At 44.6% G+C, this 19,511-nt stretch carries 19 protein-coding genes and 2 pseudogenes; 14 read left to right on the forward strand and 7 right to left on the reverse strand.

Going from position 1 to position 19,511, the window contains the following annotated elements; genetic code table 11:
* Nucleotides 1-71 precede the first annotated feature (71 nt).
* Entirely contained in the window at nt 72-2,552 is a 2,481-nt protein-coding gene (locus AB6C75_RS15160; protein ID WP_372108081.1) for an EAL domain-containing protein, read from the forward strand.
* A gap of 179 nt (nt 2,553-2,731) precedes the next feature.
* On the opposite strand, the gene AB6C75_RS15165 is transcribed toward AB6C75_RS15160, so the two are convergent.
* On the reverse strand, nt 2,732-3,328 hold the full coding sequence (locus AB6C75_RS15165; protein ID WP_371728366.1) for a tRNA-uridine aminocarboxypropyltransferase: 597 nt from the start codon (nt 3,326-3,328) through the stop codon (nt 2,732-2,734).
* 2 nt (nt 3,329-3,330) lie between these two features.
* The gene (locus AB6C75_RS15170) at nt 3,331-4,875 is read right to left on the reverse strand and encodes a COG3650 family protein (protein WP_372108082.1); all 1,545 of its coding nucleotides are present in this window, start codon (nt 4,873-4,875) and stop codon (nt 3,331-3,333) included.
* Between the two features lie 39 nt (nt 4,876-4,914).
* Between AB6C75_RS15170 and AB6C75_RS15175 the strand changes: the two are divergent.
* Nucleotides 4,915-5,389: pseudogene (locus AB6C75_RS15175) on the forward strand (EVE domain-containing protein).
* Nucleotides 5,390-5,477: 88 nt separating this feature from the next.
* On the opposite strand, the gene AB6C75_RS15180 reads toward AB6C75_RS15175, so the two are convergent.
* Both AB6C75_RS15180 and AB6C75_RS15185 read right to left on the reverse strand, forming a co-directional pair.
* A complete protein-coding gene (locus tag AB6C75_RS15180; protein ID WP_372108083.1) occupies nt 5,478-6,305 on the reverse strand; it encodes a Cof-type HAD-IIB family hydrolase in 828 nt (275 codons plus the stop codon).
* A gap of 198 nt (nt 6,306-6,503) precedes the next feature.
* The gene (locus tag AB6C75_RS15185; protein ID WP_372108084.1) at nt 6,504-7,484 is read right to left on the reverse strand and encodes an alpha/beta fold hydrolase; all 981 of its coding nucleotides are present in this window, start codon (nt 7,482-7,484) and stop codon (nt 6,504-6,506) included.
* 81 nt (nt 7,485-7,565) lie between these two features.
* Between AB6C75_RS15185 and rhtB the strand changes: the two genes are divergently transcribed.
* The 7 genes from rhtB (at nt 7,566) to AB6C75_RS15220 (ending at nt 14,299) form a co-directional block, all read left to right on the forward strand.
* On the forward strand, nt 7,566-8,183 hold the full coding sequence (gene rhtB / locus AB6C75_RS15190) for a homoserine/homoserine lactone efflux protein (RefSeq protein ID WP_029223014.1): 618 nt from the start codon (nt 7,566-7,568) through the stop codon (nt 8,181-8,183).
* 45 nt (nt 8,184-8,228) lie between these two features.
* Nucleotides 8,229-9,449, forward strand: a complete 1,221-nt coding sequence (locus AB6C75_RS15195) for an EAL and HDOD domain-containing protein (protein WP_009848222.1) — start codon at nt 8,229-8,231, stop codon at nt 9,447-9,449.
* A gap of 98 nt (nt 9,450-9,547) precedes the next feature.
* Complete coding sequence (locus tag AB6C75_RS15200; protein WP_009848223.1) at nt 9,548-9,889, forward strand: metalloregulator ArsR/SmtB family transcription factor; 342 nt, start codon at nt 9,548-9,550, stop codon at nt 9,887-9,889.
* 101 nt (nt 9,890-9,990) lie between these two features.
* Nucleotides 9,991-10,992 (forward strand): ArsJ-associated glyceraldehyde-3-phosphate dehydrogenase, encoded by a 1,002-nt coding sequence (locus AB6C75_RS15205; RefSeq protein WP_372108085.1) that lies wholly within the window; start codon nt 9,991-9,993, stop codon nt 10,990-10,992.
* Between the two features lie 157 nt (nt 10,993-11,149).
* The gene (locus tag AB6C75_RS15210) at nt 11,150-11,659 is read left to right on the forward strand and encodes a cyclin-dependent kinase inhibitor 3 family protein (protein WP_029224010.1); all 510 of its coding nucleotides are present in this window, start codon (nt 11,150-11,152) and stop codon (nt 11,657-11,659) included.
* Nucleotides 11,660-11,880: 221 nt separating this feature from the next.
* Entirely contained in the window at nt 11,881-13,101 is a 1,221-nt protein-coding gene (gene arsJ / locus AB6C75_RS15215) for an organoarsenical effux MFS transporter ArsJ (RefSeq protein ID WP_372108086.1), read from the forward strand.
* A 184-nt stretch (nt 13,102-13,285) separates the two neighbouring features.
* A complete protein-coding gene (locus tag AB6C75_RS15220; RefSeq protein ID WP_372108087.1) occupies nt 13,286-14,299 on the forward strand; it encodes an acyltransferase in 1,014 nt (337 codons plus the stop codon).
* Nucleotides 14,300-14,359: 60 nt separating this feature from the next.
* Here AB6C75_RS15220 and AB6C75_RS15225 read toward each other — a convergent pair whose 3' ends face one another.
* Complete coding sequence (locus AB6C75_RS15225; RefSeq protein WP_372108088.1) at nt 14,360-14,689, reverse strand: DUF2500 domain-containing protein; 330 nt, start codon at nt 14,687-14,689, stop codon at nt 14,360-14,362.
* 244 nt (nt 14,690-14,933) lie between these two features.
* Here AB6C75_RS15225 and AB6C75_RS15230 point away from each other — a divergent pair, with 244 nt between their 5' ends.
* The 4 genes from AB6C75_RS15230 to AB6C75_RS15245 all read left to right on the forward strand — a co-directional run bounded on the left by AB6C75_RS15230 (nt 14,934) and on the right by AB6C75_RS15245 (nt 17,974).
* Entirely contained in the window at nt 14,934-15,308 is a 375-nt protein-coding gene (locus tag AB6C75_RS15230; RefSeq protein WP_009848229.1) for a hypothetical protein, read from the forward strand.
* A 928-nt stretch (nt 15,309-16,236) separates the two neighbouring features.
* Nucleotides 16,237-16,857: a lysoplasmalogenase gene (locus tag AB6C75_RS15235; protein ID WP_029223157.1), complete on the forward strand. Its 621-nt coding sequence runs from the start codon at nt 16,237-16,239 to the stop codon at nt 16,855-16,857.
* Between the two features lie 90 nt (nt 16,858-16,947).
* Nucleotides 16,948-17,184 carry a YecH family metal-binding protein gene (locus AB6C75_RS15240; RefSeq protein ID WP_009848231.1) on the forward strand — a complete coding sequence of 79 codons (237 nt, stop codon included), beginning with the start codon at nt 16,948-16,950 and terminating at the stop codon, nt 17,182-17,184.
* Nucleotides 17,185-17,389: 205 nt separating this feature from the next.
* Nucleotides 17,390-17,974 (forward strand): YhgN family NAAT transporter, encoded by a 585-nt coding sequence (locus tag AB6C75_RS15245; RefSeq protein ID WP_009848232.1) that lies wholly within the window; start codon nt 17,390-17,392, stop codon nt 17,972-17,974.
* A gap of 118 nt (nt 17,975-18,092) precedes the next feature.
* Here AB6C75_RS15245 and AB6C75_RS15250 read toward each other — a convergent pair whose 3' ends face one another.
* Together AB6C75_RS15250 and rsmD are read right to left on the reverse strand one after the other, a co-directional pair.
* Entirely contained in the window at nt 18,093-18,359 is a 267-nt protein-coding gene (locus AB6C75_RS15250; RefSeq protein ID WP_009848233.1) for a DUF1145 domain-containing protein, read from the reverse strand.
* 10 nt (nt 18,360-18,369) lie between these two features.
* On the reverse strand, nt 18,370-18,972 hold the full coding sequence (rsmD, locus tag AB6C75_RS15255; RefSeq protein ID WP_017061036.1) for a 16S rRNA (guanine(966)-N(2))-methyltransferase RsmD: 603 nt from the start codon (nt 18,970-18,972) through the stop codon (nt 18,370-18,372).
* Nucleotides 18,973-19,202: 230 nt separating this feature from the next.
* Here rsmD and AB6C75_RS15260 point away from each other — a divergent pair.
* Nucleotides 19,203-19,511, forward strand: a pseudogene (locus AB6C75_RS15260) (signal recognition particle-docking protein FtsY); the annotation flags it as partial.

The raw sequence follows: 19,511 nt of genomic DNA on the forward strand, positions 1-19,511 counted from the left end.
TAAGTATTCCGTGCAAGCTTTATCTATAATAAGCACAATAACAAATCATTAACGTAACGATTAATGTGAATATGCAATCGACCTCTTTCCAGATACAAGACATTAAGTGCACCCAGCGTGAATTGCAAAAGATAGATTTTCATCAACATGACAATCTACTGATTCAGGTGTTTTCTTCTTTCGAGAAAGATTCGGTGTTGGCTGCCTGCCAAGTAATTCAGTCGACTTTCCCCAACGCCAAATTGATTGGTTGTAGCGCTAATCACTACATCAGCCAAGGTGTGATCCTGCATAAAGGTCTCTATGTTATTGTTACTCGCTTTGAGGCGACGTCTTACACTTGTGGTGTTGTCGAATATAGCGAGCAGCCTCGACGGGATAGCCAAGCGATGTGGCAGCAGCTTGAATGTAATGCTGATACTCAAAGCATTATCTGTTTCGCCGATCGCTTGCAGATAAATAACCAAGATCTATTTTCAGCGTTTGAGCAGTCGATATATTCATTACCTATTTGTGGCGGTGCATCGACCATTACAGAGCATGGACGATGGGTGATGCTCGATGGTATTTGCTATGAAAATGCCTATGTCATGTTAGCACTGCACAGTGTTGAACTCGCAATTACTAAGGGGTATTACTGCGAATGGAACCCCATTGGTCGTACCTTCCGAGTGACTGGCGCTCAAGATAATCGGCTAGCTGAATTGGACGGTATACCTGTCCGAGAAGTCTATAATCGTTACCTCGCTGACGGTCTCGAAATCCCTTTTGAGCAACTGTATAACTTCCCCTTGATGGTCGGTGAACCCAAAGACCAGAACACTCACTTACCGCTCAAGGTAACAGAGGGCGGAGAGATAGAATTCAGTGGGTCGTTTCAAGTTGGTGATGAGGTGCGGTTTTGTTATGACCATCCTTCATTGACCCTAGAGCAAATCCGATTGGGCGTTCAACAGATTGCTTCCCATAAACCAGAACAGTTTTTTATCTACAACTGTACCTCTCGCATTGATTTCATTGATGGCAACCAAGAGGTTGAGGTTTTCCAAGCATTAGCGGACACCTATGGCGTGTACTGCATGGGAGAGCTCTATCAAGATAATGGCCAGCAACGAATTTTGCATCATAGCCTCACTTATCTTGCGCTTAGGGAAGGTGAAGGCCAGGCGGTATTGCCATTAGAGACACAACCCGCGACCAATATTTCCCCTCTGTTTTCATTGATACGAAATGCTCTGCTTGATGTCGATGACATGAACAACAGCATGGCGAGTAAGATTCAACAGCAAGCGACCGCATTGACCGCGAGCTACCGAATTGATCGCCGTACAGGTTTACCTAACCGAAGCGTACTGCGTGAAAAACTGTCAAAAATGAGTACCGATAGTCATTTGTTGGCTTTGAAAGTCACGACATTTGGCCAAATCAATGAGAAGTATGGCTATCGAGTCGGTGACAAGCTTCTGCATGATTTAAGCGAGTATTTTCAAAAGGCGCTGTGGCAGTTCTTTGATGAGGGGTGTCAGCTCTATAGCATTGGTATTGGTGAGTGGGCGGTGGTGTTTGATAGCTGGGTGGGGCAAGAACATATTCATCAGCGTTTTTCTGAATTTGCAGACCAAACGGAACATGTGAATTTTGAACCAACGGGGTTGCCTGATATTGATTACCTGTCGGTATCCATCTGTGCGGGCATAGCCAGCCGTCGAGATTTTCCTACGACCTCGATTGATGATTTGTTGTTGAAGGCGATTGATGCTAGGCGCAGCGCCGTGAGTCAGAACAAGCATCTAGTGAGCGGCAAGACGCTCATTCAATTGGAGAAGCATCGCCAAGAGCAGCTTGGCTGGCTGTCGTGTGTCAGTCGCGCGGTGCTTAATCAGAATATTGTGGTGTGCTCCCAACCTATTGTCTCGGCGCACAGCCATCAGGTAGAAAGCTATGAGTGTTTGGTCCGAATTGAAGAGGACGGTCAGTTGATTGCACCGGGTAAGTTCTTGCCAATCATTGAAGGAACGCATCTTTATACACGTCTGAGTCGACAGATGATAACGCGTACCTTTGATTTTATGAGTCAGCGAACCGATTCGTTCTCAATTAATCTAGCGCCACAAGATTTCAGCAATGAGAAAACCATTCTTCACCTTGAGCAGGCCATCAAAAAAATCAGTCACCCACAACGTATTGGCTTGGAGGTGTTAGAGACGGAACAAATTCAGGATTACGATCGCTTGATTGAGGTGTGTAATCACTTCCGTGATCTTGGTGTGAATATTATTGTGGATGACTTTGGTTCGGGCTATTCGAATATTGATGAGATATTGAAGCTAGAGCCACAGGTGATCAAGCTTGATGGCAGTTTGATTCGCAATATTGATAAAGATAAAAAGCAACGCAAGATCGCTCAGCAGTTAGTGAGCTTATGTCAGATTTTGAATGCTAAGACGGTGGCAGAGTTCGTTCATAACGAGCAGGTGTGTCGAATCGCAGAGGATATGGGTGTCGATTACCTGCAAGGTTACTACTTTGGTCAGCCTCAACGCTTATTCTGATAGGGAGAGTAAAATCTCTTTTCAACGAACAGCTAGAGTGTGCGTTTCACGTGAAACACTAAATGGTTCAATAGATTAAAGTACGATGTAAAAAGGGTGAGCTCATGGCTCACCCTTTTGTTTTCAGTATTTGTCCCGTCCCGAAATGTGTCTGTTGTCTTCCCGCGCTCTTGCTTGATCTATTTGAGAGCATGACCACATTTGTCGGCGTGGAATACTTTTAGATACTGTTGGTAGTAGTCATCAATGAGCTTGGCAGGTTCGCTTTCACCTAAAGATTTGAGCAATTCAATGCCCACTTCGCAAGTACACAAATGGCCACTGTCTTGATTGCGGCGCAAGGTGTAAGAGGATTCGCTGGTGATGTCGAGATGAACTTGTGGGACTGCTTGTAACCACGAGCTCTTGTTAAGCATCTTCTTCGCTTCTTGCCATGTGCCATCCAAAATGATGAATAGCGGTTTACGATTCTGGGCTTGGGTCATCACAGCTTGCTGACACTCGATGCTTTGATCACTTGGGAATAACAGAAACGGTTGTCGTGTTTCATCTTCAAGCAGTGCCATTAGCTCCGCTGGTGGTGTTTTCCTTTGCCATACCAAGGACTGACACTGCTCAATAGATTGCTGAAGCAGCTTTCCGGTGTTGGTGTCTCGCGACAGCTCATTCTCATGAGTCAATAGTACAAGATCAGTTTGGCTTTCAACCGTCGGTATTAGATGACAAACGCACTGGTGAATGAAGCCACAACCGGGGCAAGCTTGTTGGTTACTCATGTTTACAGCTTCACTCCACTTTGTACGGGTGAGATGCCATCAGCAAACAAAACCACATCGCTGATATCAGCATCATCTGTAACGGGTGCAACACTTGGGTTTAGCGGGTAGCTGACACCAGAGTAGGACAGTGTGTGTTTCGCGGCTGTTGCACCGCCGCCACTGACATTGAAGATCAGATCCTGCCAGCCGTGGTTTTGCGATTTACCTAAGCGTATGTCGCCCTTAACCAGTGTCACTCGGCTATTGAAGCGCCAGTTATCTTGATGGTTTTCGAAAATCAGCAGTGTACAGCCACCAGAGCCACACCAATCGAGTTGGGCAAACAGCTCTTCCTTGCCGTCACCGTTGAGGTCGTAGGTTAACCAGCGGTACTTGGTATCGTCAGGTGAGCTGTTGTGGATCTTAAAATACTTGCGGATCGCTTGGTCGACTTTTGGATCAAGTTGATCACTGGAGTTCACCTGTTTTGCGGTTAGATCAGCGTTAGTGGTGGTATTTGCTTGCGCTTGCGCACTCTTAGCTTCGAATAGCACCAGACCGCCATTGGCAATCGGGTAGACAACGTTGCCCACTTTCTCTTTTTCAGCGACCAGCTTGCCGTTATCGAGCGTGAAGATGCGCTCGGAGATTAAATACTGTTGCTGGTGGCGAGTCATAACCACTTGTACCTGATTTTGGTTCAGTTGCTGCCAGAAGCCCTGCTCAACAATAGAAGGGTCTCCATTGCTGTATGAATAAGTCGTGATAGCACTGTGGTCATCGTTGAGTTCAAGGTTGATAGAGAACCCTGAGTTTTGCGTTGAGCTAGCGAAGTAGAGTCCGCTCCAGTCCAATGTTGGATCTTGGTTTGAGACCGTTGCACAGCCATTATAGTTACTGTCATTGAGGTTAAGCTTGGCATGCCATCCATAGATAGAATCGCTCATGCCGTCGCTGCAACTCTCTTTTGTAAGGTTGAGTTTGCCTTGCGCTGCTTTACCCTCTAATTGGTAATCACGACTGCTTGGTGTGGTGCGGCTTGATTCAATATCGAGGAGCTGTGGTTGTTCGCCCATCTTGGTGTATTTGAGCTGGTCTTTATCGAAGGTTGCTGACCAAAAGGGTTCGTTACCGAATACTCGTGTTGAACGCAGTGGTTGGTCACAACGATTAGGGTTTTCTGCGGTTAGGATATTCACTTGATCAACCACGAAACGTGCCGTGAAATCTGCGTTATACCCGGTTTGGCTCGGTACGGTTAGGTGACCAATCAGCTCGCCATATAAAGCTTGGTAAGGTCTCGTTGAGAGCCCTTGTGCTTCTAGCGCTAACTCTGGAGATAAGTCTAACCAGTATTGTTGTTGGCTACCGCAAGGGGTGAAGGTTCGGCTTTCATGGCCAACCACAACCTGACCACGCATGATGAAGGTTTGCGGTTGAATGCTCAGTGGCTCATCCAAGGTTGCTGGTGGTAGTTCTGGCTTTTGGGGAGCATCTGGCGCTGTGACACAGCCTTGTAGAGTGAATGCGACTAGCCATGTCACTGGGTTTTTCATTACCTTCATGTTATATCTTCCTCGGAGCAACCGTTAATTGGATTTATTATGGCATATTGGTTATTTAAAACAGAACCCGACACCTTTTCTATTCAGACTCTGAGAGTACAAAAAACCTCTTGTTGGGAGGGTGTACGCAACTATCAGGCTCGAAACATGATGCGTGATGACGTCAAGCTTGGAGACTTGGTGATGATATACCATTCATCATGTAAAAAAGTTGGCGTGGCGGGGATCGCGAAAGTAACCAGAGAAGCCTACCCAGACCACTTTCAGTTCGACCCAGAGAGTGATTACTACGACCCTAAGTCTTCGCCCGATAATCCGCGCTGGATAATGGATAATGGTTGATGTTGAGTTTGTGCGAGTGACTGAACGCTTGATTCCTTTGGCAACACTTAAAGCCATGCCTGAACTGTCAGAAATGCCACTGGTTAAACGGGGCAACCGATTATCGATCATGCCGGTTACCGAACAAGAGTGGCAGGCAATATTAAGCAAAGAAATACAGGGTTCTCGATAGCGTTAGAGAGAGCTTTTTACGTAAGGTTCAAAAAAGGCAGCTAGTTGGCTGCCTTTTTATTTATTCAGATCTTTTCGACGAGACGAGATTAGAGCAGGTGCTTTTCTAGATAGTGAGCAACGGCGTCGTCTGCGTTGCTGCCAATCACTTCATTGTCTGGTAGAGCTTTCATCACCTTTTCATGTGATGTGCCCATGATTAGACCTTTACCCGCCATCGCCAGCATCTCTGCGTCATTCATGCCATCACCAAAGGCAACACAGTTATCCAGTGTCAGGTTCATTGATTTCGCAACAGCGTCCAAGGCGTGGCCTTTAGATACTTCAGCGGCCATCACTTCTAAACACCAAGGTGTTGAGAAGGCGATGTTCAGTTTGTCTCCAAACGCATCTTTTAGCTTTTGCTCAAACGTGACCAGATATTCGTGGTCTTGCTCTGGATGTGTGAAGAAGACTTTAGCAATGCCGTCGCTTGGGGCATTATCAGCTTCAAATCGCTTGTAGCTAAAGCCAGACTCACTATGGAACTTAGCGAGCATTTCGTCTTCACGGTCGAGTAGCCAATCTTCATTCTGATACATATGAATAAAAATATTTGGATCTTGGCGAACAATATCAATAACTGGTTGAACTAATTTCTGAGGCACGTCCTGGCTATACATCAGTTGATCGTTCTGGTCGTGCACGCGAGCACCGTTTGACGTGATCATGTATGCCGGAATCCCTGCGATTTGACGAATCCCTGCTACGTCGACGTGATGGCGACCCGTAGCGAAGATAAAGGTGTAACCTTGCTCGTGTAACTTCTTAAGCGTTAGTTTGGTAAAGTCGCTTAGCTGATGGTTGGGAGCCAAAAGCGTACCATCTAAATCAGAAGCAACAATTTTCACGGAATCTTTAAGTGCAGGAATAGTCATTTAACCCTCATTGCAAAATGCTTAGCAAATATCAATACTAGCCAACGCTAGCATTGTTTTAACCACAATATCTCTAGGTGGAAATTGTATGCCAATTTCATGCAAGAAAAGAGGGCAAAGCTCACTTACTTCTCTTCCTCTTTAGCGCTTATCTTCTTGGTCGGTTACTCAGTTTATTAGCTTATTAGCTTATTCGATCTAGGCAAAAAACTGATTGATAGCATCCAGTGTATGATTACGGTATTCATCTTGCTCAAACAGCACCTCATGCCTAGAACCCTCAATCACCTTAAACTGGCAATCAGAGTTGGTTTTTTTCAGCTTATTGATGAACTTCACTTGAGCATCGTTACTCACAATCTTCTCTTCCCCTGCCTGAATCAATAGCAGTGGGATCTTGATTTGACGAGTTTGTTGCATTGCCTGCTTGGCTGCCATTAACCCTTGCCATACCCAGCGAGTACTTGGTCCGCCAACCTGCAAAGAAGGGGAACCGTCATATAAGCAACGGAACCACTGATAGCGCACCTTACTGTGGCTTAATAAGTTATTTTCGAAGGGCTTAGAGTAATACGCCTGTTGCCCGGGGGCATAAGTCGGCTTGGCATAGAAAGCGGTGAGAGCTTGCCCAACAAGCATTGCGATAGGCTTGAAGTACCATTCAGTATTGATCCCAAACATCGGAGCGCACAGAGTGACTTTGTCAAACGGGTGGTTGGGATGAGTTTGCAAGTAGCGAGTGGCGATTGTGCTGCCCATCGAATGTGCGAGCAGGTAGCGGTTGGAATACTTGCTAAGATCAAAACTGGCAATAATGTCAGACATATCTGATACGTAATCATCAAACTCGTGAATGTGACCAATGTCAGAGTCTGTTACCATACGTTCCGACTGACCTTGACCTTGGTGGTCAAATGAATAAACGTCATAACCTTGCTGATAGAAATCATAAAAGAGCTCTTGGTATTTTAAGCAGCACTCGATGCGACCATTTGAAATAACAATAGCTTTGGTGTGTGTCGGAGAAGTTAAGCTACACCAGTACAATCTTTTTTTACCAGATGATGTAATATAACCATCCTTTCGTTGTTGCCAAAAGGTGGAGATCGGGTGTTTAATCGCTTGCTCGAACTCAGGTTCTTGCGTGTATGAAAACAGGGTGGCACTGTGGTTTTCCATGGGAAATTACCTGAACTGATGCATGTGAGAGCGTCATCGCTACTAATGTTGTTAGATTAAAGAACTAGTAAGGAAATGCAAATGGATACTCATGTTTGGCTTGCTTATGTCGTCACGGCGATTTTGTTTAGTTTGGCACCGGGCTCAGGTACCGTTAACTCAATCAGCAATGGGCTCAGCTATGGCACCAAGAAGTCACTTGCGTCGATCGTAGGCTTACAGCTCGGTCTTGCATTTCATATTATGCTGGTGGGAGCGGGTATTGGTGCACTAGTGGCAAAATCCGCCTTGGCATTTACCATCATCAAATGGGTGGGCGTGGTTTATCTTCTATGGTTAGGCATTCAAAAGTGGCGTGATAACTCTAGCTTGGTAGCTTCAGAAGAAAAATCAACGCTATCGAGTGGCAAGCTGCTCAGAAATGCAGTGCTTATCAATTTGACTAACCCAAAATCTATCGTGTTCTTAGTTGCTCTGTTTCCGCAATTTATCGATCCGACACAACCGCAAGCACCGCAGTTGTTGGTGCTCGGAGTGACCACTGTATTTATTGATAGCGTGGTTATGTTGGGTTACACCTCATTAGCTTCACAAATGGGACGTTTTATTCGCTCAGATCGCATAATGGGTAAGATAAATAAAATATTTGGTGGTATGTTCATGGGTTGCGGCGCTTTGCTGGCTGCTGCCAAAGCTTAATGAAAGTAATAGAGTTATAGTTAAATCAATTAGAGTTATCAATAAATGACCGCTACGTACGTTGCTCGACAACCTATCTTAAACCGTAACAAGAACACGCTTGGTTATGAGCTGCTGTTTCGTGACGGTGATAGGAATGCCTACCCCGCGCATATTGAGTCTAATCGAGCAACGTATCGCCTGATCGTTGAAAACTTCTTGTCCGTTGGGCTTAACCCTTCGATCCCATCTTCACGCTGCTTTATTAATTTTCCGTATCAAAGCTTGATTCGTCGTCTTCCAATGAGCTTACCGAAAGATAAGGTCGTAGTTGAGATTCTTGAAACCTGCCAACCGACCGATGAGCTATTAGAGGTAATCAAAGAGCTTTATCAAGCAGGGTATATGATTGCCCTAGATGACTTTACTTCGACACCTGAGTGGGAACGTTTCCTTCAATATACGCATATTGTTAAGCTTGATATCATGCAGATGGGGTTGGATGCGGCGTGTGAGTTAGTCAAAAAGCACGAAGGGAAGAAGTATAGTTTTCTTGCTGAGCGGGTTGAAACGGAACAAGAGTTCCAACAAGCGAAAGAAGCAGGGTTTAAGTTTTTCCAAGGCTATTTCTTTAGTAAGCCAGAAATCATAAAGACTAAGTATATTAGCCCAGAGCAAGTGATAGCGATGGAGCTATTCCAAGAGGTCTGTAAGCCGGATGTCGACTTCCAACGTGTTGAAAGCATCGTCGCGAAAGATATTGCCTTATCCTATAAGCTTCTGCGCTTTGTGAATACTATGTCACCCCGCCTTGAGGTCACCATCTCTTCATTTCGTCAGGCCTTGGTTTATTTAGGGCAAGAGAAATTGAAAATGTTTGTCTCGCTAGCAGTAGCGTCTTATGTCTCTGATAAAAAGCCCAAAGAGCTGTATGGCCTGTCTTTGCAGCGTGCGCAGTTTTGCCAACGGATGTCTCGTTACCAAGTATTTAAAGGGCATACTGAACAAGCCTTTATGATTGGTTTGTTCTCATTACTTGATGCGTTGCTCGATCTGTCGTTAGAGAACTTAATTGAACAATTACCGTTATGCACAAGTATTAAGGTCGCCTTGCTGCGCAGAGAAGGTCCATATGGCGCATTATTAGCGCTTGAAGAAAGTTTCGAACATGCTGATTGGCAAAAGATTGATGATCACTGTGCTGATCTAGGGTTGAACGTGGAACAAGTGAAAACAGAACTCACTGAAGCTCGACGCTGGAGCCATATTGTTACCAACAAACTCTGATATTCTTCGTTAAACTTTTATGACAATGAAAACGCACGCCTTGACGTGCGTTTTTTTATAACTAATATATATGCATATCCATATATGAGTATGTAGTTATGCTTCCTCACCAATTTTTTAAATTACTGTCTGATGAAACGCGAGTGCGTTGCTTAATGTTGATTGTGCGCCAAGAGTGCTTATCTGTTGGTGAGTTGACTCAGGCATTACAAGAAAGTCAGCCAAAGATTTCCCGCCATCTTGCGCAGTTGCGTTCAAACGGCATTTTAACTGACGTTCGCCAAGGGCAGTGGGTGTTCTACCGTCTGTCACAAGATTTACCGGGTTGGATGCTAAAGTTAATTGATGACCTTATCGCATCGAACTGTTTGAAAACTGAATACCAACAGGATATTGAGCGCCTAGAAGCCATGACTTCACGCCCTCAATGTTGCGTTTAAATACATTTAAATTTATTGCCAAAATCGTTGAGATTGCAGTTAGGCATAGTCAACAACACTGCGGCTTCAAATATGAAGGCAATTAACTGAGAGAAAAGAGTATGACAGTCAAAGTAGGTATTAATGGTTTTGGCCGTATCGGCCGTCTAGCACTTCGCGCAGCGTTTGATTGGGCGGAAATTGAGTTTGTTCAAATTAACGATGTAGCAGGCGATACAGCAACACTGGCGCACCTTCTTGAGTTCGATTCGGTTCAAGGTCGCTGGAACCACGAAGTCGCGGTTGAGGGCGATGAGATGATCATCAACGGTCAACGCATTAGAACTACGCAAGAGCGCGATATCGATGCGATCGATTGGTCTGGTTGCGATGTTGTCCTTGAAGCGACCGGTGTTCACCGTAAGGCATCTTTCCTAAACAAATACCTTGAGCAAGGTGTGAAGCGTGTTGTGGTATCGGCGCCAGTGAAAGAAGAAGGCATTGCAAACATCGTTGTCGGTGTGAATGACGCTATCTTCGATCCAGCGGTACATAAGATTGTGACTGCGGCATCTTGTACGACTAACTGTCTTGCGCCTGTTGTGAAGGTGATTAACGAGAAGTTAGGCATCGAGAACGCAGCCTTTACCACTATTCACGATCTCACCAATACGCAAACTATTCTTGATGCGCCCCATAAAGACTTACGCCGTGCACGTGCATGTGGCATGAGTCTTATCCCGACAACAACGGGCAGTGCAAAAGCGATTGTTGAGATTTTCCCGGAGCTTGAAAATCGTATTAATGGCCACGCGGTTCGTGTACCACTAGCGAACGCTTCTCTGACCGACATCATCTTCGAAGTGAAGCAAGACACCACAGCTGAAGAAGTCAACGCGATGCTGAAAGAAGCGTCTGAGAATGAACTGAAAGGCATTCTTGGCTTTGAAGAGCGTCCCCTGGTTTCTATCGATTACAAAGGCGACCAACGTTCAACAATCGTGGATGCACTATCAACGATGTTGGTCGGTAAGCGCATGGTTAAGGTCTACGCTTGGTACGACAACGAGATGGGCTACGCAACACGTACGGCAGAGCTAGTACGTACAGTTGGCCTAGCTTAATACTCTTCATACTTGAAGCTGCAAGCGTTGTTAACTGCGTAAGTTCACCCTAATCACATAGACCCCTATGCTCATAGGGCTGAACTTACTGGTTGCCTAGCTGCAACTCCAATTATTTTGAGTATCGGTTTATATACAAAAGAATTTTAAGAGATTGATGACGATGACGAATTCTCAAGTACACCCAACATGGCAACTAGATCTAGAAACTGGTGCGTTAGTGCTTACTCCGTGCCCAGGCACTAAAGACGCTGACCTAGATGCATCGTTAACGCAACTGAAAGCACAAGGCGTTGAAGCTATCGTGACAGCACTTGATGACCATGAGCTTGCAAGCAAAGACGTAGCGGCACTTGGTGAGAAGACACGTGCGCTAGGCATGCAATGGTTCCAAATAGAAATCGAAGACGATTGTGCACCGGGTACCGATTTTGCTGCGAAGTGGCGGGCGACTAGTCCAGTTTTACACCAAATTGTGGATAACGGCGGCAAGGTAGCAATGCACTGCATGGGCGGTTCTGGCCGTACTGGTTTGCTGGCTGCACACCTGTTGTTAGAGAAGAGCTGGGACATGAACAAGATTGTTCAAGAGGTGCAGGCACTGCGTCCGGGCGCATTTACTAAAGCCATTCAGGTTGAATACATTAATGGCGTAGCTTCTGCGTAGCTCTTCATACTTGAACCTGCAGCGTTGTTAACTGCGCAAGTTCACCGGATCACCGGCCGCCCTAATCACATAGAACACCTATGCTCATAGGGCTGAACTTGCTTGTTGCCTAGCTGCAACTCCAATTATTTTGAGTATAAGTTAAGTGGAAAGTAAGAATTAGAGCTTTTGGACACCTATGATCTAAAAGCTCTTTTTGTTTAGATTGCAGAGATAGTGTTATGTTTTCAAATCTAAGTAAGAGCGTTCGCCAATACATGCTGGTGACCTTCAATTACTGGAACTTCACCATTACTGATGGTGCACTTCGTATGCTGGTGGTCTTGTATTTCTATGACCTTGGCTACAGTTCGTTAGAGATCGCCTCACTGTTCCTTTTTTATGAATTCTTTGGTGTGGTGACTAACCTAATCGGTGGTTGGTTAGGGGCGCGTCTTGGCCTCAATAAGACCATGAATATCGGCTTAGGGATGCAAGTTGTCGCCTTGGGCATGCTCGCGGTGCCAACCGTAATGTTGACCATTCCTTGGGTAATGGCGGCGCAGGCCTTGTCCGGTATCGCTAAAGATCTCAATAAGATGAGTGCTAAAAGCTCGATTAAAACCTTAGTCCCAGATGAGCAGCAAGGTGCGCTTTATAAGTGGATTGCGATTCTAACCGGATCTAAGAATGCACTGAAAGGTGCAGGGTTCTTTATCGGTGGTTTACTGCTTTCGACGATTGGTTTCCAATACGCAGTGCTCGCGATGGCTGCTGTGCTGACATTGGTGTTCATTGGCAGTTTAGTGAGCTTAGAAGCAGACATGGGCAAAGCGAAAACTAAGCCTAAGTTCAAACAGATCTTCTCTAAGTCTGAATCCATCAATATCTTGTCGGCTGCGCGTATGTTCCTGTTTGGTGCTCGTGATGTGTGGTTTGTGATTGCTTTGCCGATTTATCTAGGCAGTGTGTTTGGTTGGGACCACTCATGGGTGGGCGGCTTCTTAGCGGCTTGGACCATCGCATACGGTTTTGTGCAGGGCATTGCACCTAAGATTACTGGTAAAGCACAAGGCAAGGTGCCTGATGGACATGCAGCGCTACTATGGGCGGGTGCATTGGCTATTGTGACTGCCGGTATTGCCTATGCGGTGCAAATTGGCTGGCAACCAGAGCTAGTTATCATCGGTGGGTTGATGGTATTTGGTGCCACCTTTGCGGTGAACTCATCACTTCACTCATACCTGATTGTGAGTTATGCGAAAGGCGATGGGGTGTCTCTTGATGTCGGTTTCTACTACATGGCAAACGCGATGGGTCGCTTGATTGGCACGATATTGTCGGGCTTGGTATTCCAAATGGCCGGTTTGTCTGCGTGTCTGTGGGTATCCTTCGCATTCTTAGCGATAACGACGGTGATCTCTCTGCGTTTACCTAAAGTGCCGCAAATCTCAGCGGCATAGGCTTCAGCCGCATGAGCCTCATTTGTAAGAGTGAAAGTCGCATAAGCTTAAGTCGGATAACCTAGAGTCGAATAAGTTAAATTCGCGATTAGTATCTTCTTTAACACTAAGCTGACTTGGTATTTATTCCGGTCAGCTTTTTTATTGCTATAGTAGAATGATTGAATATTAATCAGGCATTTACATGAAGCAGCGAATTCTCTTTTTTGATTTAGCACGATGTGTCGCGGCCATAGCTGTTATCGCGATTCATGTTTTGGCGCCTTATCGTAACGAATTAAGCACCATTCCTTTCGGTGAGTGGCTGACTGCCATTACGGTGAATGGTTTCAGCCGATGGGCAGTGCCTGTGTTCATCTTGATTTCTGGTGCATTGATGCTGAGTGATCAGCGCCCGTTTGACGCTAAATACTACCTCAAGCGCCGTCTGGGTAAGGTACTGATCCCATTCATTGTTTGGTCGCTTTTCTATACCTACCTATCAGGTTGGTCGCTAATGGGTTTTGATGCGGACGTCAGCTGGGAGGTTTTGCTCAATAGTTATCACCACTACACGTACTATCACCTTGGTTTCTTCTATTACTTCATCCCACTCTACTTTGTGATTCCTTTTTTACAGATCATGGTCAGAAAGTACGGTGATAGATCTGTCTATGCCTTTACGGCGGTATGGTTGTTCACAACGCTATTGTTCTTATTGAAAATCGATGGCCCTTGGAGTCACGAGTTGTGGTTGTACACCGGGTACTTACCGTTGGGTTACCTGCTGTATAAGATGGTTCCACTTAACAAGATGACTGTCGGCGTGAGTGTGTTACTTGGTGGATTAGCGTTACTGACCACGGTTTATATGGTGGTTGATGCAAGTTTGGTCGCAGAAGAGTACGCGGTAGGGCGTTGGTTATCTTACAAGACGTTGAACACCGTATTAGCGGCGAGCATGGTGTTCATGGTGTGCCGTTACTATGGTGAAGGCTTGTCTGAGAAGAGCAATCAAGTGGTTGGTTTTATCAGTAAACACAGCTTAGGTATTTATCTGCTGCACCCGATTTTCTTATGGCCAATGAAAGAGTTCGGTTGGTACCAAGGACACCCTGCTTGGGTTATTCCATTATGGATCGTGATCAGCGGAGCTGGCGCGTTATGGATGAGCTGGTTGGTCTCTAAGTCAGAGAAAACACGTTGGTTATTGCCTTAGCGGTGGGTGCTAAGGCTTTCTGATGGATTGCTTAGAAGATACAGTTGAAGTACCTAATGTTTAGCGCTTCAATGCAAAGTGTAAGAACTTATCGCCTTGGTAGGTTAAGGTACCTTTGTCGCCAGGGTTCAGAGCGTGGAAGTAGTGGATTCCGACTTGGAACTCTCGTTTTGGACCAACCACACCACGTTGAACGTAAATCCAATACTCTTGATCTTCTTGGCCTGGTTCTGCATCAGGAAGGTCGATGGATTGTTTGTCCAACACAGTGACGTTCACTTTCTTTTCTGGCGCATTTTCACTTTGTGAGTGCTTTCGATAGAAACCAAGAAATACCCAAGCCGCTAGACCGGCGAGTGCAAAGATGGCAAAAAAGAGTGAATTAGGCATGTAACCTCCATGTAGTCGTGATGGTTATTCTAATCTTTCAAGCAATAGGGATATGTGTTTCAAGCCGTTATTCGTGAACTGTTGTAAGCCAAGCTGATTATTTTTCGGCAGACATCACATTTAGAGGCCTGTTTGGGATAAAGCATTGTTATTTATTGTCTCTTTCTCTCGTAAATAACAGTGATTTTGTATAAGAATAGGGAAATGCTCGACTAGAATTATAGTGTGGAGTGGGAGGGCTAATATGACCGATATTGAAAAAGTGGTGACAAGAACTCGTAATATAGAGAAATTATTGAGGCTTCAATATCATGCCGAAGGCGAAGGATTGCATGAGCTTGTGTCAAGCTGTGAAGAAAGGCTACCGCACGATACGGTGAGTAAGCTGCGTTATATCGCAACGTGTCGTAATAAGGTAGTCAATGAGCATGAGGCTAAGTTGGAAGACCAGCATAAGTTCATCATGATGTGTAACGACTGTGAGAAGGAGTTGACTCCACGTAGTGGTCGTTTTATTTGGCGAGTTGCAATCTTACTGATGATGGCAATGACTTTAGCTGCTGCTGGTTTCTATTATGCGAACTGGGATGTGTTAACACTGCATCTGTTTTCGAAATGAAAAAATTGAACAAAAAAAGGGACGCTAATGGCGTCCCTTTTTTTATCTGTAACTTGCTTAGTACATCATCGGTAGTGTCATTAGACCTACAACTACCGCGATCATTACAAGTCCTTGTCTTTGCGAAGATGAAATCATAACACTACTCCTAAATTTGGTTGTCTCTCGCTATTTTTTAAAGAATAGCACTACTTATGGCTTTAGATCAAGAATTACTTTCGAAGCCTTTAAAAGTGATAGAAAACTATTGGGTTTTCTATCACTTTTGCTATGTTTTACTGTGTGTTTTGGGGAGCTCTTATTTTGTTCGTTATGATTTTTTTTTGTTCTCATTTGTTTTAAGTTGTTGTTTTGTAATGGTCATTTTGTGTAATTTATATTGTTAAAGGTTGTTAAACTGTATTAATGGGGCTTGGTGGTGTCTAGGTTTGTTTAATTGAGCTTTATAGGTTTTAGTTTTGATTTTTGTGATGGTTTTTTGACAGGAAGCTTAGCTAAACCTGACAAAGTGGTTTTTATAAAGGTAATTTACGCACTTTGTAAGTCTAGGTTTGTATAGTGTTGGAAAGTTCTATTTAAGTCTGCCTTTTGATTTTAAGTGTTTGTTTTTAATGTGTTTGTGTATTTTATTTTGAACTTTTAGTTATGTGGTATTTGCAATATATAGCGACATATTGTGGCGTTGGTAGGATAGAAGTGATTGGAATTTAAGTTTGGGTTCTCTAGCGTCAATTTATATGAGTTTTCCGAACAATGAGTATATTTTAAAAGGAATAATCACTATCGCTGCGGGTATTGTGACGACTTCAATCTAAAGATGCTCTTTTTAGTGGAAGCGTAATCAAGATCCAATTTTGAAGGGCTGAGGCTTTACATCAACACCCGTGTGCCTAGACTGGCGACGATTAAAAGCAATAGGGCAAATGATATGTGGAGTTGGTTGGCGGTTTCCTTGTCTGGTATTGGAGCAATAACAGGAACGAAACATGGGCATATCGGTCAGGCTTTATTGTATAAGGTCTTTACCTTTGTATTATTGGCGACTATTGCTCTAACTCAATCTGTTGTCGTTGATTTTACCTATTGGGTAGTCGCTGGGTTAGCGATATCCGCGATCGCAGATGTGCTTCATACTGTTACTCAAAAACGTCTTCTGCATTTTGTGTGTTTCCTGTTGGCTCAACTTTGTTACAGCAAAGCATTTTGGTTACAGCTATCAGGAGAAATGGTCTGGTGGTTGTTCGCGCTGCTGTTAGCTGCATGTATCGTTGCTTTCTTCCTATTACTCCCTCGCTTAGACAAACTCGTTTTTCCAGTGGTTATCATGGGTATTGTGCTCATTCAGCTTGCTTGGGCCTCTGGTGAAGTCTGGTTACTTGAGCCTCAGCTATCACATGCTGTTGGTTTTGTTGGTTGCTGCGTGCTGCTGCTTTCCGCATTGGCGTACGCCCTAAATTTCTATCGCAGCCCAATCAAGGGCGCTTACTTTTGGGTAACGGGCAGTTATTTTCTTGCACACGCTCTCATCGTTGCTTCCCTCACCATTTAGGGTAGAGCTAGCTTAATTCTGAGCTACATCAAGGCAGCTTAGATGAAAATAGGTACTCTACGTCTACTTCATTAAACATGAGATAGAGTTATGACCACTGAAATCCACGCACACAACGTTTTAAACCTACTGAGTGAAAAGCCACTGACTCGTGAAGAGTTGACGCAAGAGCTCGCTCAAACCTATGGCGCTGAAGCTCGCTTTCATACGTGTAAGCTGAACGGTCTGGATTTAGATGGATTGCTGAAATTTTTCCTGAAAATGGAAAAGGTCGTGATCATTGATGACAAGCTTTGCACTAATCGCGAACGTGTTTGTAATCACTGATTTTGAATGACCATCAGTTCTTGTCGCCAGTGAACTGTGATTAGCGAGTGGATGCGATATTCTTGGCTCCACTCCGACCATTTCTCCCTCGTTTGGCTCTCATAAATACCCTTCCAATAACGTAAATTCCTAAGTTTGTTACTGTGTTCGAAAATCAATCTTGAGGCTGCTATACTCCGCGCACTTACGCTTTCGAGACAAACTTATGGAAATTTTATCTGCAGCGACCATGCTGTTTCTTATTATGGATCCGCTTGGCAACTTACCAATCGTGCTTTCTATCCTTAAGCATATTGATCCGAAGCGTCGCCGTATTGTTCTTGTTCGTGAACTAATGTTTGCGCTGATTATCCTGCTGCTGTTCTTGTTTGCTGGTCAAAGCATCATGAACTTCCTGCATGTGCAGCCTGAAACCTTGAGTATCTCTGGCGGTATTATTCTTTTTATCATCGCGATTAAGATGATTTTCCCAAGTGCGGGTAGTATTACTGGCCTCGCGGCGGGTGAAGAACCGTTTATTGTGCCGATGGCGATTCCTATGATTGCTGGCCCTTCAGTGATTGCGGCATTGATTCTGTTGTCGACCCAGCACCCTGACAATATGTTAGAGCTTTCAGGTGCGGTGATGCTGGCTTGGGGTGCGACCTTCTTTATTCTGATGTTTAATGGCTTCTTCCTGCGAGTGTTGGGTGAGAGAGGCCTTAAAGCCATCGAACGCTTGATGGGCTTGTTGTTGGTTATGCTGTCGACGCAAATGTTCCTAGATGGCGTAAAGGGCTACATGGGCTAACATCAGTATCATCGCTGAATAAAAAAAACGCCGCTCAAATGAGCGGCGCTTTTGTATCAATTGTTTCTGTCATGATGTTTTCTGTCGCTAAGCGTTTTATATCTAAGCTTAAGCTTTATTACATCATGTGTTTGCGTCGGATATCGAGTAGGGCAAAGACGCCGAAAATCAATATTGACCACTTCTCCCAACGTGACATTTCGATCTTATCGCCAAAAGCACCGATGAAAATCAGCATCTGCAGGCCGTGCATGAAGAATAAGAATGCTGTCATGATATAAAGCGCAATCGCAGCATTACCCGGGAATGGGTAGAAAATATTGGCGATTAAGATAAACCAAACAAAGGCGATGGCTGCTTTTGCTAGTGGAAGCAAGAACTTCATTCAATAACTCCTATTCTTCAGTGATTCGATTGAACAGTCGGTAGCTCGACTGGCCTGTGGTCTTATCGCGATGTAATTCCCAGTTTTCTGGCATAGCTTCGAGTTTTAGTTCTTTCTCTGTCTCGACGTAAATGATGGCGTTGTCTGCAAGCCAACCGTTGCTCTCAAGCAGTTGTACTGTTTCTGCGAGTAAGCCTTTACGAAATGGAGGATCGAGAAAGACCATATCGTAAGGAGTGCCTGGCTTCTTAAGAAAAGAGATAGCATCAGTGTTGACCACATTGATGTTGTCTGCTTTGAGCTCTTTCGCGTTATCAGAAAGCTGTTTGGCCGCTTTTTGATTCATTTCGAGCAGTGTCACCATTTTTGCTTGGCGAGAAGCGGCTTCAAAACCTAGACCACCAGAACCGGCGAATACATCCAAGCAGGTCGAATGTGGGATATCTTGTGCCACCCAGTTAAAGAGCGTTTCTTTGACTCGGTCAATGGTTGGGCGTAATCCTTCTAAATCATGAACAGGCAGCTTTCTACCTCTCCATGAGCCACTAATAATTCGAACAAAGCCTCCGGATGGCTTTTTTTGTGATGTGTTTTGCTGGCGACGTCTTACCATAGATTTTTTGACCGCTAATAAAGTGATACTATACCGAGCCCAATTTAAGTGGGTTCGAGTATTAAATAAATTTACAATGACAAAGTGTATCAAGCTAAAAGCAAACTTATCACTGCTTTGTCATTTTTCTTTACTATTCGTTTGTACAAGCTTGTATTGTATAACAATAGCAAAGAGTCGACGTGTATTAAGTCAATACAGCTAATTAGTAGATCTAGGAAACTCCTCTGATGACGGAAAAAAAGAAGCGCGGATTATTATCGTGGCTTGGTTTTGGTGAAGAAGAACAAAGCCCAAAAACTCAGAATGAAGCGAACGTAGAAAACGTTGAAGATCAAACTGAAGTTGAATCACAAGTTGAGGCTGAACAGGTCGCACCTGAAGTTGAAGACGCTAAATCAACGGAACCTAAGTCTGTTGAATCTGAACTTGCGGAGTCAGAGCAAGCGCTTGAAGAGGCTCAACAAGATCAGCAGCCTGTCGCAGCAGAAGCAGAAGCAGAAGCAGAAGCAGAAGCAGAAGCAGAAGCAGAAGCAGAA

It is taken from the genome of Vibrio sp. 10N.237.312.B06 (assembly GCF_041464685.1).
Classification (GTDB): domain Bacteria; phylum Pseudomonadota; class Gammaproteobacteria; order Enterobacterales; family Vibrionaceae; genus Vibrio; species Vibrio tasmaniensis_A.

What these genes read in the sequence shown, in the direction of transcription:
- AB6C75_RS15205 (WP_372108085.1), top strand. Translation starts at nt 9,991, where the DNA reads ATGACAGTCAAAGTAGGTATTAATGGTTTTGGCCGTATCGGCCGTCTA.
- AB6C75_RS15210 (WP_029224010.1), top strand. Translation starts at nt 11,150, where the DNA reads ATGACGATGACGAATTCTCAAGTACACCCAACATGGCAACTAGATCTA.
- AB6C75_RS15225 (WP_372108088.1), bottom strand. Translation starts at nt 14,689, where the DNA reads ATGCCTAATTCACTCTTTTTTGCCATCTTTGCACTCGCCGGTCTAGCG.
- AB6C75_RS15235 (WP_029223157.1), top strand. Translation starts at nt 16,237, where the DNA reads ATGTGGAGTTGGTTGGCGGTTTCCTTGTCTGGTATTGGAGCAATAACA.
- AB6C75_RS15180 (WP_372108083.1), bottom strand. Translation starts at nt 6,305, where the DNA reads ATGACTATTCCTGCACTTAAAGATTCCGTGAAAATTGTTGCTTCTGAT.
- AB6C75_RS15170 (WP_372108082.1), bottom strand. Translation starts at nt 4,875, where the DNA reads ATGAAGGTAATGAAAAACCCAGTGACATGGCTAGTCGCATTCACTCTA.
- AB6C75_RS15185 (WP_372108084.1), bottom strand. Translation starts at nt 7,484, where the DNA reads ATGGAAAACCACAGTGCCACCCTGTTTTCATACACGCAAGAACCTGAG.
- AB6C75_RS15195 (WP_009848222.1), top strand. Translation starts at nt 8,229, where the DNA reads ATGACCGCTACGTACGTTGCTCGACAACCTATCTTAAACCGTAACAAG.
- AB6C75_RS15165 (WP_371728366.1), bottom strand. Translation starts at nt 3,328, where the DNA reads ATGAGTAACCAACAAGCTTGCCCCGGTTGTGGCTTCATTCACCAGTGC.
- AB6C75_RS15245 (WP_009848232.1), top strand. Translation starts at nt 17,390, where the DNA reads ATGGAAATTTTATCTGCAGCGACCATGCTGTTTCTTATTATGGATCCG.
- arsJ (WP_372108086.1), top strand. Translation starts at nt 11,881, where the DNA reads ATGTTTTCAAATCTAAGTAAGAGCGTTCGCCAATACATGCTGGTGACC.
- AB6C75_RS15250 (WP_009848233.1), bottom strand. Translation starts at nt 18,359, where the DNA reads ATGAAGTTCTTGCTTCCACTAGCAAAAGCAGCCATCGCCTTTGTTTGG.
- AB6C75_RS15220 (WP_372108087.1), top strand. Translation starts at nt 13,286, where the DNA reads ATGAAGCAGCGAATTCTCTTTTTTGATTTAGCACGATGTGTCGCGGCC.
- AB6C75_RS15240 (WP_009848231.1), top strand. Translation starts at nt 16,948, where the DNA reads ATGACCACTGAAATCCACGCACACAACGTTTTAAACCTACTGAGTGAA.
- AB6C75_RS15160 (WP_372108081.1), top strand. Translation starts at nt 72, where the DNA reads ATGCAATCGACCTCTTTCCAGATACAAGACATTAAGTGCACCCAGCGT.
- rsmD (WP_017061036.1), bottom strand. Translation starts at nt 18,972, where the DNA reads ATGGTAAGACGTCGCCAGCAAAACACATCACAAAAAAAGCCATCCGGA.
- rhtB (WP_029223014.1), top strand. Translation starts at nt 7,566, where the DNA reads ATGGATACTCATGTTTGGCTTGCTTATGTCGTCACGGCGATTTTGTTT.
- AB6C75_RS15230 (WP_009848229.1), top strand. Translation starts at nt 14,934, where the DNA reads ATGACCGATATTGAAAAAGTGGTGACAAGAACTCGTAATATAGAGAAA.
- AB6C75_RS15200 (WP_009848223.1), top strand. Translation starts at nt 9,548, where the DNA reads ATGCTTCCTCACCAATTTTTTAAATTACTGTCTGATGAAACGCGAGTG.